This is a genomic window from Ruminiclostridium cellobioparum DSM 1351 = ATCC 15832, assembly GCF_000621505.1.
Lineage (GTDB): Bacteria > Bacillota > Clostridia > Acetivibrionales > DSM-1351 > Ruminiclostridium > Ruminiclostridium cellobioparum.
This window is the reverse complement of record NZ_KK211295.1, coordinates 107,710-120,113: the sequence shown is the minus strand read 5'-3', so window position 1 is coordinate 120,113 and position 12,404 is coordinate 107,710. Positions and strand designations below refer to the sequence as shown.

Annotated in this window: 10 protein-coding genes and 1 tRNA gene; 7 read left to right on the top strand and 4 right to left on the bottom strand. The window is 41.8% G+C overall.

The genetic code is table 11. The features are described 5' to 3' along the window. Positions 1–57: 57 nt before the first annotated feature. Positions 58–795, top strand: coding sequence for a class I SAM-dependent methyltransferase (locus T344_RS0125820; protein ID WP_027631097.1), 738 nt, complete (start codon positions 58–60; stop codon positions 793–795). Here the strand turns inward: T344_RS0125820 and T344_RS29365 are convergent. Further along, on the bottom strand, positions 770–976 hold the full coding sequence (locus tag T344_RS29365; RefSeq protein ID WP_034863206.1) for a hypothetical protein: 207 nt from the start codon (positions 974–976) through the stop codon (positions 770–772). The genes T344_RS0125820 and T344_RS29365 overlap by 26 nt on opposite strands. 234 nt (positions 977–1,210) lie before the next feature. On the opposite strand from T344_RS29365, the gene arcA reads away from it, so the two are divergent. Next, the gene (gene arcA / locus T344_RS0125810) at positions 1,211–2,434 is read left to right on the top strand and encodes an arginine deiminase (protein WP_027631096.1); all 1,224 of its coding nucleotides are present in this window, start codon (positions 1,211–1,213) and stop codon (positions 2,432–2,434) included. A gap of 58 nt (positions 2,435–2,492) precedes the next feature. Here the strand turns inward: arcA and T344_RS0125805 are convergent, their stop codons facing one another. Both T344_RS0125805 and deoD read right to left on the bottom strand, forming a co-directional pair. Further along, on the bottom strand, positions 2,493–5,000 hold the full coding sequence (locus tag T344_RS0125805) for an LTA synthase family protein (RefSeq protein WP_027631095.1): 2,508 nt from the start codon (positions 4,998–5,000) through the stop codon (positions 2,493–2,495). 264 nt (positions 5,001–5,264) lie between these two features. After that, positions 5,265–5,975 (bottom strand): purine-nucleoside phosphorylase, encoded by a 711-nt coding sequence (gene deoD / locus T344_RS0125800; protein ID WP_027631094.1) that lies wholly within the window; start codon positions 5,973–5,975, stop codon positions 5,265–5,267. A gap of 330 nt (positions 5,976–6,305) precedes the next feature. Between deoD and T344_RS0125795 the strand changes: the two genes are divergently transcribed. After that, a tRNA-Val gene (locus T344_RS0125795) sits at positions 6,306–6,381 on the top strand. 156 nt (positions 6,382–6,537) lie between these two features. On the opposite strand, the gene T344_RS29360 is transcribed toward T344_RS0125795, so the two are convergent. Continuing rightward, complete coding sequence (locus T344_RS29360) at positions 6,538–7,764, bottom strand: MFS transporter (RefSeq protein WP_051572292.1); 1,227 nt, start codon at positions 7,762–7,764, stop codon at positions 6,538–6,540. 312 nt (positions 7,765–8,076) lie between these two features. On the opposite strand from T344_RS29360, the gene T344_RS30115 reads away from it, so the two are divergent. The 4 genes from T344_RS30115 (at position 8,077) to T344_RS0125765 (ending at position 12,398) form a co-directional block, all read left to right on the top strand. After that, on the top strand, positions 8,077–9,135 hold the full coding sequence (locus T344_RS30115; RefSeq protein ID WP_051572291.1) for a LacI family DNA-binding transcriptional regulator: 1,059 nt from the start codon (positions 8,077–8,079) through the stop codon (positions 9,133–9,135). A 99-nt stretch (positions 9,136–9,234) separates the two neighbouring features. Further along, a complete protein-coding gene (locus T344_RS0125775; RefSeq protein ID WP_027631093.1) occupies positions 9,235–10,542 on the top strand; it encodes an ABC transporter substrate-binding protein in 1,308 nt (435 codons plus the stop codon). 118 nt (positions 10,543–10,660) lie between these two features. Then, a complete protein-coding gene (locus T344_RS0125770; protein ID WP_051572289.1) occupies positions 10,661–11,545 on the top strand; it encodes a carbohydrate ABC transporter permease in 885 nt (294 codons plus the stop codon). Between the two features lie 16 nt (positions 11,546–11,561). Then, positions 11,562–12,398, top strand: a complete 837-nt coding sequence (locus T344_RS0125765; protein WP_051572288.1) for a carbohydrate ABC transporter permease — start codon at positions 11,562–11,564, stop codon at positions 12,396–12,398. Positions 12,399–12,404 lie beyond the last annotated feature (6 nt).

Genomic DNA, 12,404 nt, shown 5'->3' with positions numbered 1-12,404 from the left:
CATAACATCATACCAGGCTGATAGGCTCAAAAACAGTTGATCTGGAGGATATAAAATATGAAGCAGAATAAATACGATGACAGTACTTTTTTTGAAAAATACAGTAATATGGAGCGTTCCAAGAAGGGACTTGAGGCCGCCGGGGAATGGCATGAACTGAAAAAGATGCTGCCTGATTTTAAAGGTAAGAGGGTTCTGGATTTAGGCTGCGGTTTTGGATGGCATTGCCGGTTTGCTGTTGAGCATGGGGCAAAATCAGCTGTAGGTGTTGATATCTCACAAAAGATGTTGAATGAAGCAGCGAATAGGACTGAATCCGAATACATCAGGTATATTTGTATGCCCATTGAGGATATTGATTTCACCGGCAATTCCTTTGATGCAGTAATAAGTTCTCTGGCTTTACACTATGTTCAGTCGTTTGAAGATATTTCTGCCAAAGTAAACAAATGCCTCACAAGCGGAGGAGAATTTGTGTTCTCAGTGGAACATCCCATATTTACCGCACAGGGGAAGCAGGATTGGTATTATGACAAACAGGGCAACCGGCTTCACTGGCCCGTGGACCAATACTTTACCGAGGGGAGCCGTAAGGCTGACTTTTTGGGAGAGGAAGTAATAAAATATCATAAAACCCTGACCACATATTTAAATGGTCTTATCCAGACAGGCTTTGAGATTACAGGGATAGTAGAACCAAAACCTGCGGAGCACCTGCTTTATTCTGTTCCCGGAATGGCTGATGAACTGCGCCGGCCCATGATGCTGCTCATATCAGCGGTAAAAAAACACTAAGAATTGTCGGTGTAAACATCGACAACCCTGGCCACATAATCATCATAGACCGGTCAATATTAATTTGGGTTCTGCCGGCGACTCCGTATTTCTCGAGTATTCCGGCAACCTTGTTTTCCAATTGTCCTGTCGGGCATTCCAGCGATCTGATGCTGTTAATGGCTTCATCAATTTTATTCATTGCATTGTCCTCCGTTTACGTATTAAAATAAATCCTGATTTATAGCACTACCCTTATTTTAGTATGTCCCTTTAGATTTATATAAAACATAATCTACTCATTTGTAAAATCAAAATATTGGATTTAATTTTACACCTCTGCTTTTTAAAAATTTGAATAACAGTGTACCACAAGGGAACTATAGATAAGAAATTATTTCGGACTGAAAGAAAACATGTATCTGGGAGGAAAGTTATGTCTTTTAAACCCGGCATTTCCGTTTATAGTGAAATAGGAAAATTAAAATCTGTTCTGCTTCATCGTCCCGGGCTGGAAGTGGAAAATATGGTACCGGATTATTTGACAAAACTTCTGTTTGATGAAATTGTATATCTGGATCAGGCACAGAGGGAACATGAGCAGTTTGTACAAATCCTCAGGAAGGAAGGGGTAGAAGTAGTCTATATGACTGACTTAATGACAGATATCCTTGAGGATTCACATATAAGAGAAGAGTTTCTGATGGAATTCATGGTCGAGGGAAAAGTTGTTACAGACGGACTTCAGGAAGCGATAAAAGAATATTTCAGCTCATTGATGCCCCGGGACTTTATAAATAAGTGTATAGCCGGAACAAGGCATAGTGATTTGAAGGATGTCAAACATAAAACATTGGGAGACATGATTAAAAATGCCTACCCATTCTATCTTGACCCTATTCCGAACATGTATTTTCAAAGAGACCCCTTTGCATCCATCGGAAAGGGAATTTCCCTGAATGTAATGGCAAATGAAACAAGAAACAGAGAGACCATCTTTGCAAAATATATATTTAATTATCACCCGAGGTTCAAGGAAGTTCCAAGATGGTACAACAGGGATAAGACCCATCCCATTGAGGGAGGAGATATTCTGGTGCTTTCAGACAAGGTTGTAGCTATCGGAGTAAGTGCCAGAACAAGTACGATAGCGGTTGAGAGGGTAGCTCAGAAGCTTTTGGAGTCAGAGGAACCCTTCAATACGGTCCTCGTCTTTGACATCCCCAAGAAGAGGGCATATATGCACCTGGACACTGTATTTACCATGGTTGATTATGACCAGTTTACAATATTTCCGGGCATAGAAGCCCCGCTGGACGTTTACAGCATAAGCAGGGAGGCAAATAACCGGTTGGCTATCAAATATGAACATAGTGACCTGTCTGAGATATTAAAAAAACACCTTAAGCTGCCGGCAGTGAATCTGATCAGGTGCGGTGACGGTGATATCATAGCTGCCAGCAGGGAACAGTGGAGTGACGGCAGTAATACGCTTGCGGTTTCCCCTGGGAAGGTTGTATGCTACAACAGAAACCATATCACTAATGATGCACTGAGAAAAAACAACATAGAAGTCCTTGAATTTGACTCTTATGAGCTTTCCAGAGGCAGGGGAGGACCAAGATGCATGAGTATGCCCCTTTATAGGGATAATCCTTAACCGTATGATAATTTATAACTTAACAGTGCTGCCGGCAGTACAATATCAGCAAATATTGCTAGTTACCGCTCTTGAGATATTTGTTGCCGAAAAGCAGATCGTACTGTATCAGACGATAATCCTTTACCAGTTCATCGTCAGGATCTACCAGCCCCATATTCTTCAAATGCATTATGGGATATTTTTCTTCCAGCTGGGGCATTATGTTGAAGTAATTGGGATGGTCCACACCTGCGTCCTTCAATATCTCATAGGAAAGGTGGGACGGGGAGATTATACTTGAAAAGCTCCTCATTTCCCGGAAATTTGACCACGTAACCAAAGGCGTGGTGTAGTACTTCAATTCACCGATGCCCTGCTTGAGCTCAGAATCCTGTTTTGCACCGAGTTTGTCGTAAACGCTGTAGTAATCATCAAGAGTACCCAGACGAGGTGCGTGATCCCCAAAAAAGTATAACAGGGTAGGTTTGTCACTTTTCTTAAGTTCTTCAATGAGCTTTCCTAGGGATTGGTCTGCATCATACAGTCCCTGGGCATAACCGTTTATAATGCTTTTCTGTGAGGAATTCAGCTGGTCGGACTCTACATTGACGTCAAAACTGCTGTATTTATTATCAAAAGGATCATGATTTTCCATTGAAACTGCAAAGATAAAAGCAGGCTTGTCTGAAGAATTCAAGGTTTCAAGTATCTTGTCAACAAGAGCATAGTCGGAAATATGCGGTCCCTTTGTTTGGGTGTTCATATCAAAGCTGGACACATCATAGAATTTTTCAAAGCCGAAATAGTTGTATACCTTATCTCTGTTATAAAACCAGCCGCCGTTGGGATGAATAGCCGTTGTACTGTAGCCGTTATCCTTGAATACCGAAGCAATGCTTGGAGTTTCGGTCCTAAGGTAGGCATTGTATGCTATTATTCCAGGGCTCATAAAGTATAAGGACATACCTGTAAGAGCTTCAAATTCGGTATTTGCGGTACCTCCTCCGATTGCCGGCGGAGCCAGCATGCCCTTCTGATACTTGTGGACAGTTTCAGCCACATCCTTGCTGAAACTTAACCCGTTTAATTTGGTCAAATCCCAGTAGCTTTCACTCATAATAGCTATGACGTTGGGTTTTTCCGCCGATTTCACAGCTCCTCCGACGGTGGAGGCCGTAACGGAATTATCTACCGAAGCAGGATATTTATCAGAGATAGCCTGCATGGTTTCTTCACTGTAGTCATCGGGTTTAGGATTCAGGTATTTTTCCAGGTCGGTCAGATAGTAATAATTCTGAGCATACATACCATTTGCAAGTATTTCAGCTTTGCCGATATACCAGGATCTTTGAACGCCCACCTGGACGGATAGTCTGTAATCGGTCAATACGTTGGCATTAAGAAGAAACAGGATCAGTGCAAAGGGCATTATGACAAAGTTGAATCCCGGTTTGAGATAGCTGAGCACATTTTTCCTGAATTTAACCAGTAAAAATATCAGGCCTGCCAGAATTATCAGCACCCCAATTACAATAGGTATATTAAGATAATCCTTGCAAATACCTATGAGGTTTTTAAACATGTACAGATCCCACGGGTAAAAAGGTTCATCAAAGTATGTGAACTTGATAAAATTAGCTATTGTAAGGAAGATTGCAACTATTGAGAGCAAAACATTTGAAATCCCTTTTCCGAACAGCGAAATAAGGCACATGTATAAACTGCATAAAACCAGTATGTTGAACATTATGTTGGGATGCAGCATGTCAGTGATTGTTGCCGTTATTTCCTGCCTTATTGAATACTCACATAAAAATGTGATGACTGTAACAAATACAAAAAACGAAATAAAGCTGAAGACAGGTTTGAAATAATCAGAGAGATCAAAGGCAGTATTACCCTTTTCAAAACCTGATGTCAGCATATGGAAGATCAAGTTGCCCGACGCGGCAAACCATGCCATAAACAGTCCTATAAAGGGCAGGTATACGGCGGTAACGGTTCCCAGCTTTGTGATATTTGTAAAAAGGATGCTGCTCAGAACCGATTGCCCCAGGGCTTTATACATGAATAAAACAAGAAGTACTGCAGCACCTGCCAGGTTTAAAAATGCAAACAACCATATTTTTGGAGTCTTAATAATATTTTTCTCATGTGATAAAAACCCCAATGCATATACCGGATAGAATACAAAAATGAACAGTGGTACGCTGAAGCCTAAAAAAGAAGCGGCATATACTGCTGCAAAACACATCAGGAACGTTACAGGTAAAAAGGATTTGAATTTTTGAAAAAACGGTGTTACCGCACTCCAAATCAAATATGACAACAAAAGCATATTTACCAGCAGTACTTTATGTTTGAAGGTGAATACCAACAGCACAATATTTGCTATAAATAAAATAAGCTTTGAGTAGGGCAATTTTTTAAGTTTATCAGGTATTGCAGGCATGTTGAAAACTGCAAACGAGGCGGCCAAAGCCAGCAGCAGTTGAGAATACCCGTTACCGATGTAAAAAATATCAATTGCACTGATTGCCAAAGCAACAATCAATGCAAGAATTCCTTTGTTTATTTTTTTCATTTTTCTTCCCAGCTTCCATTGATTTATTAATCAATAGATTATACCAAAGTAATATTTATTGTTAAAGTATTGTTAAAAATAAATTAATAATTGTAACAAAAAAGTAAAAAGAATACTAAATACTAATTAGTATTATCAACCAAAAAAATAAATATTAAAAGGGTAAAATGATCTGCCGGATGCATTGGTTCCATGAACAACACAATTTGACAAATGATTTTACCCCGTATTCCCGTATTATAGTGCAATATACAGAATATTTTACTAGGCAAGCTCCAAAGCTATTTCCATCATATTGGTAAAGGAAGTTTGGCGTTCCTCGGCAGTAGTGACTTCATGGGATACCAGAGAATCCGAAACTGTCAGGACGCACAGGGCATTGACTCCTGCACGGGCAGCATTCATATACAATGCCGCAGCTTCCATTTCAATAGCTAAAACCCCCATTTTAGCCCACTTTCTCCAGGTGTCGGGATCATCATCGTAGAATATGTCGGAAGAGAGGACATTGCCAACTCTTGTGGGGATTCCCTTGCTTTCCGCAATATCTATCGCCTTCTTAACTAGAGACCAGGAGGCCGTGGGGGCGTAGGTTCCGGGCAAATCATACTGTGATGCGTAGTTTGAATTTGTAGAAGCCGAGATTCCTATGACAATGTCCCTGATCCTAATGTCCTCTTGAATAGCTCCGCAGGATCCTATTCTGATTATGTTCTTAACTCCATAAAAATGAATCAGTTCATAAGAGTAAATTCCGATTGACGGCATGCCCATTCCGGACCCCATTATGGATATTTTCTTTCCCTTGTATGTTCCTGTATATCCAAACATATTTCTGACTGTGTTAAACTGAACAGGATTTTCAAGGTAAGTCTCTGCTATAAATTTGGCGCGGAGAGGATCTCCCGGCATTAATACCGTTTCAGCTATTATACCTTGCTCGCTGACATTAATATGCGGTGTTGGTATCGACATACATTTTACCTCCAATAATATAGTAATCGTCAAGTCTGCAGCAAACCAACCTTATTTTATCCAGATTGTAGAACTTTATAAATGCCGCAGCCATATTTTAAATTATACAATTTTTCCATTAAAAATACAGGAGAAAATTTATTTATTCCTCTGTACCGTCTGAAAATATTTTAAAATTTTTTTAGATGAAGGAACTAGGGAATACATTACATGCCACGTAAAAAGGATATTGACTTATTAAAAACAACTGTGCTATAATACCTCTTGCAGGAAAGACAGATGCCTTGACACATATGACTGTGTGGGTTTGAAGTTGAAACTTGCATTGATGGGAGCTTAGCTCAGCTGGGAGAGCATCTGCCTTACAAGCAGAGGGTCATAGGTTCGAGCCCTATAGTTCCCACCATCATGCTGGACAGCAGCAGTAAAAACAGCCGAATTCTAATTGAATTCAGGCTGTTTTTGTTTTATGCGGTACATCAAGGTTGTCCCTCCTGATTTTGACCTGCTGTTCCCAGCTGAACCGGAAGATTATATAAGCCATATAATACTGATATTTGCCCTATGCAGATGGGCATTCCTTTTCGGAGTTTTTACGGACAGAGGTTCTTATCTCATAAATACTGAATATCACCATGGATAAAAGCATAATGACCGCTACGCTGTAGAACATCGAAGAATAACCGAACACCTCGGAGATATTTCCGCCTATGATAGGCCCGAGTCCCTGCCCGATATCGGCGCCGATATAGAATGTACTTGTAGCCACTCCGACTTTCGCCGGGGAGACTTTCTTTATGCATGCGGACTGCAGGGATATCTGACCGCCTCCGTGGCCTATGGCTTTCAATGCGGCGGCGACCATCATGACGGCAAAGCTTGAGGTCATCCCTGTTATTGCCATAGAAAGTGAACTAAACAGCAGAGAGATGTTGACTATAATAAGAAGCTTTGTCCTGTCTGCAATTTTGCCTACGGCAAGCCTCATGAGGAACAATACTATGGCATTTACCGAGAAAAACAGGGATATGTTGTAAATGGAGCGGTCTTCGCCCACCAGAACAAGAAAAGAATTTACAACTCCGTTTCCAAGGGAAAAAAGGCCGGAGATGAGGGCATAAAGAATACATTCTTTTGCAATAAGGCTGTCAAAGGTAAATTTTCCGCGTTTTCCGCCGTTTTCCAGATTTTCCGGCTTTTCTGTATCCGGCAGAACAGCATGGTATTTTAAGCAGCAGGTCAGAAGGGCAGCTGCTGTAAATGTGAACAGCGCGATGATTATAAACAATATTTTATAACCGTATATATCTTTAATATATACCCCGAGGCTCGGGCCTGCAACCTGTGCCATTACCTGGCCCAACCCGAAGTAGCCGAGACCTTCTCCCATATTTTTGTCAGGGATATATTCGCTGACGAGTGCAAGATTTGCCGTTCCGCTGATGCCGAAGGCAAGCCCGTGAATTATTCTGACAACAAAAAACGTGCTTATGCCCGGTGCAATTATGTAGCCAAGCATTGCTGCACCGATTAAACCTGTGGACAGTACGCACATGGTCTTTTTGTTGAAGATATCGGTAGCGTATCCGCTGAAGGGACGGATGAGCAGGGCCGAAATGGAGAATATTCCTGCGACGGTTCCCGCCATGGCAAGCTTTGAACCAAGCTCCACCGCATAAGAGGATACCAGCGTGGATATCATGTTATATCCAAAGGAAGTAATCAGGCTTATTAGTATAAGTAATATAAAGTCTCTATTCAGTAGCTTTTCCGGTTTTTTATATATCAATTATGTACCTCCGTTCAATTTTATGAAAATAGCACTTTCGATTTAGCAAACATGTAAAAAAATAATACCCTTTTGGGGAATCAAAAATTTAAATCTCTTTAATCTCTCGCTGTATATTAATATAATACCTGTGATACTAAATAGTCAAGCACTTTATTTTATACTGCCATGTGCCGCGCGTTGTGCGGAATGGATTATTTTAAGGCAGTTCCGCGTTGCCGCATACTGTTTAAACTATTGACACAAAAATATTATATAGTAAAATTAAAATGAATTTAGCTTATATTTTAGCAGATTGAAAGGAGACCATTGATGAAAAAAGCTACAGTTCAAATAAAGCAGATAGCAGAGCAGCTGGGAGTTTCCCAGAGCACGGTATCCATCGTACTCAACGGGCGAGGGGATAAGATGCGGATTTCAAAGGCCACACAGCAAAAAGTCCAGGAAGCCGCAAAGGATATGAATTATCAGCCTAACATATATGCAAGAAGACTCCGGGGAGCGGGGGAGAAGCATTCGGGGCGGATTATCGCAATTTTCTGGAATTCAAGGTATACCGACGACCTGGGAAAATTTTTTAAGGGTGCATCGGCTGCCATAGAAAAGAACATGTACAATATTGAGTTTATGGTACAGCTTTTTGATCAAGACAAGCTTAGTCATTTGAAGGATTTGATGACATCGCAGAAATACAACGGGATAATTGTATGCGCTCCAAGCGATAAAGACCTTGCTTTCCTCAACAGTGAGACTTTTGATGTTCCGCTGGTCCTGTCCAATAGAAGTGATAATAAATACAGCGGAATCTATACCGACAATTTTGTAACGGGCAGAAATTGCGCGAAGCTGTTCGCCGAAAAAGGTCATAAAAAAGCCGGGCTGATTGGAGTAGAGGGGAAGAGCAACGGCTCCATGGTCAGGGGCTTCGGCTTCACCAGCGGGTGCGAACAGCTTGGAATAGAAATCAGGAGCGAGTGGATTGCTAAAGCTCCTGATTACGATATTGCCGGAGGCTACCAATGCGCCCAGAGAATAATTGAATGCGGGAGCTGGCCGTCGGCAATTTTTATATTGACGGATACTCAGGCGCTTGGAGCTATGATAGCTTTTAAGGACCACAATGTAAAAGTGCCCGAAGACATGGAAATACTCGCTTATGGAAACAATGAGATGTTCAACATGATGTCGCCGAGCATTTCTTCTGTGGCGGTTTCGAGGGAAATCATGGCGGAAAATGCAGTAAACCTGCTAATGACAAAAATGGAGAATAATATTACCGAACCCATCAGCAGAGTCCTTGTACCGGAATATAGTTTCAGAGATAGTTTTAGTATAAATGAGCTAAATTTTGCAAAAACACTTACTAAGTGATATTAGCAGAAAACATAAGAGCATATGTTGACAGTGGCTATCTAAAAGAGTATAATGGCATTGCTAAAACAAAATAGCAAATTTAGGAGGGAATAATCAATGAAAAAACTAGTGGCCATTATTCTTGTCGCAGCATTATGTTTTACTTTTGTTGCCTGCTCAGGCAGCAACGGAAATAATAACGGCAGTTCGGGACCGTCAGGGAGCTCATCCACCGAGTTGTACGACCCGGTTACGATTTCTTTCTGGAACGGTTATACGGGCCCTGACGGAGAGATTCTGACGGATTATGTCGATAAGTTCAATAAGACTAATCCATACGGTATTACAGTCGAGATGGATATCAACGCCCAATTCCTAACAAAAATAGCGGCGGCATTTGCTGGCGGAAAGGCTCCGGACATGGTTCTCGGTCCAAGCTCGTTTAAAGACCAATATCCTAATTATCTCATCGATATGAATGAAGTGTTTCAGGCAACGGACCTGAAAAAGGAGGATTGGATAAGCAGCTATCTGGATGTTTGTTCGGACAGCAATAAGCTTTATGTATTACCGTTACAAATAACAGGCAGATTTATGTACTGGAACAAGGACCTCTTCAAGGCTGCGGGGCTTGATCCGGAAAAGGGGCCGTCGTCCTATGACGAGTGGGCGAAGTGGGCGGCGCTTATAACGGATAAGGATAAAAATATCTATGGCTCGGGTGTGCCGTACAATAGCATATTCAATACGGTACATCTTCTGCAGAGAATGGGCGGGCTGTTTATTGACTATGACAGCAGTAATAAGCTTGTTCCGAGGTTCAAGGGCAACAAGGGATATGAGTATTTCCTGAATTGGTACGGGGGCATGCTCAAATCCGGAGACAATCCGCTTGAGTCGGACATGGATTCCATGATGAAGGCCGGACGGATTGGTATCACCCTCAGCGGTGCGTTTCTTAGTTCAGGGCTTGACGAAGCAGGAATTAATTACGGTATATCGCAGCTGCCAAACGGTGATGCAGGCTCTCAGAACCCGTGCTCGGTAGGCGGGTTGTCGGTGACAACATCAGCAAGCGAGAAAGCAAAGCTTGCGGCTTTCCGGTTTATGGAGTGGTGGTATAAGGGTGATGCCAATACTGAGATTCCCGGTATACTTAACTGGTCCCTTGCCAATGGATATCCTTCATGCTATAATCCTGCAATCAACGACCAGAAATATCAGTCCTCTGAAAAATTGGCGGCTATGACCAACAACGATAAAAATGCCGTTACAACATATCTTGCACCAAAGGAGTTTACCAAAACCTTTGAGCTCTCGAATGAAGTAATTGAATTCATGATAGAATCGGTGGTTTCAGGCGGCGTGGATGTCAATAAGGCGCTTGACGAAGCTCAGACAAAGGCCCAATCCTATTTGAAATAGCATTCCGAACGGGTCTTATAGACACTGGATTTTACATAACTTGAACGGCAGGGAGACTTTAGGCGGTCCCTAAAGTCTCCCCGCCGTTTTATATAATTCTGTGGAGGTTGTTTTCGTGATGGTAAATAAAAACCGCTTAAGTATGACCTTAGTACCGTATTCTTTTATAGCACCTGTTATTATTTTGCTCTTTGTATTCAACATCCTGCCCCTATTTTCGGCGTTTGGCCTCAGTTGCTTTGATGTTTCTATCACGCTTGAACAGCCGAAATTTGTAGGACTTGATAATTTTGCGGAAATATTCGGTGACAATCGTTTCTGGAACAGTCTGGCGGTTACGCTGAAATGGACGGTGGTGGAAGTTCCGCTGCAGGTGGTCCTTGCCCTTCTTCTCTCGGCACTGCTTACTCAGAACAATTTGGTAAATAAAATTTTCCGTGGAATATATTTTCTTCCTATAGTGTGTTCGGCTACGGTAACCGGAATTATGTGGAAGCTGATTCTCCATTCAAATGTAGGCTACATTACATATCTTTTAAGAATAATCGGTTTTGACAATATTAATTTTATGAATTCACCCAAGATTACTTTTTTTGTAATCGTATTTATGTCAATATGGAAAACGTTCGGAATATCGGTTGTAATATTTGTCGGCGCAATGCAGAATGTTCCTAAGAGCCTGTATGAGGCGGCCGAAATGGACAACGCCGGGAAACTGCGCCAGTTCTTAAGCGTTACCATTCCCGGGATAATGCCTACGCTATGGTTTATAATAATTACAAGACTGATAAGCTCCTTCCAGGTATTTGATATAGTATATACAACAACGGGGGGCGGTCCGAATTTTTCTACCGAAACGCTGGTTACTTATATCTATACGCGGGCCTTTGAGGTATACAGGATGGGCTATGCGTCGGCAGTATCCGTTTGCCTGTTCATTATAATACTTATTATTACAATAGTTACGTATACAGGAATGCTGAAACAGGAAAAAGATTATTAATAAGGAGGGAAAGGCTATGGCCGTAAAAAAAATTCAACATACAGTATTGCATGTTTTCGTATTCATAGTATTTGCGTTTATTGCGCTTATTGTTCTGGTGCCGATTTTGTGGATGCTTATAAGCTCGTTCAAGCCTCAGGGTGAAATTATATCCTACCCTCCGACCTTTATTTCCGAGGAGTTCACGCTGAATAATTTTATAAGACTGGCTAAAAGGGTAAAGATTCTCTATTTTGTCAAGAATTCCATCATATATGCTTTAATGTCTACCGTTCCGTCGGTATTCCTGTGTTCACTCGCGGGATATGCATTTGCCAGGTACCGTTTCAAAGGCAGGAATGTCCTTTTCATTCTTGTACTGGCAACGCTGATGATACCTTTTCAGGTAATTATGATACCTTTGTTTCTTATCGTAAGCAATCTTGGAATGTATGACAGCTATTTGGGGCTTGTCCTGCCCAAAATAGCGGTGGCAATTTCAATATTCATGATGCGCTCGGCCTTCACAGGGCTGCCCAAGGAACTTGAGGAGGCCGGCAGGATTGACGGAGTGTCGGAGCTGGGACTTTTCTTCAAAATCATGCTTCCGCAGGTTAAGCCGACATTCGTTACCCTGGTGGTTCTCGGGATAAACGGCGCGTGGAATGATCTCACATGGCCGCTGCTCATTACAGGGGACATGCAAATGAGGACACTCTCAAACGGTCTTGCGATGTTTGTCGGAGAGGATACACAGGAATACGGCCCTGCGTTTGCAGGAGCATTCATTTCCATTCTTCCTATGCTGCTGCTTTATTTATTCGGGCAGAGGTATTTTGTGGAGGGCACCGTCACAAGTGGTGTTAAGGGATGATATAGA

Coding starts and splice junctions, on each gene's coding strand:
- T344_RS0125820 (WP_027631097.1), top strand. CDS start 58: ATGAAGCAGAATAAATACGATGACAGTACTTTTTTTGAAAAATACAGT.
- T344_RS29365 (WP_034863206.1), bottom strand. CDS start 976: ATGAATAAAATTGATGAAGCCATTAACAGCATCAGATCGCTGGAATGC.
- arcA (WP_027631096.1), top strand. CDS start 1,211: ATGTCTTTTAAACCCGGCATTTCCGTTTATAGTGAAATAGGAAAATTA.
- T344_RS0125805 (WP_027631095.1), bottom strand. CDS start 5,000: ATGAAAAAAATAAACAAAGGAATTCTTGCATTGATTGTTGCTTTGGCA.
- deoD (WP_027631094.1), bottom strand. CDS start 5,975: ATGTCGATACCAACACCGCATATTAATGTCAGCGAGCAAGGTATAATA.
- T344_RS30115 (WP_051572291.1), top strand. CDS start 8,077: ATGAAAAAAGCTACAGTTCAAATAAAGCAGATAGCAGAGCAGCTGGGA.
- T344_RS0125775 (WP_027631093.1), top strand. CDS start 9,235: ATGAAAAAACTAGTGGCCATTATTCTTGTCGCAGCATTATGTTTTACT.
- T344_RS0125770 (WP_051572289.1), top strand. CDS start 10,661: ATGGTAAATAAAAACCGCTTAAGTATGACCTTAGTACCGTATTCTTTT.
- T344_RS0125765 (WP_051572288.1), top strand. CDS start 11,562: ATGGCCGTAAAAAAAATTCAACATACAGTATTGCATGTTTTCGTATTC.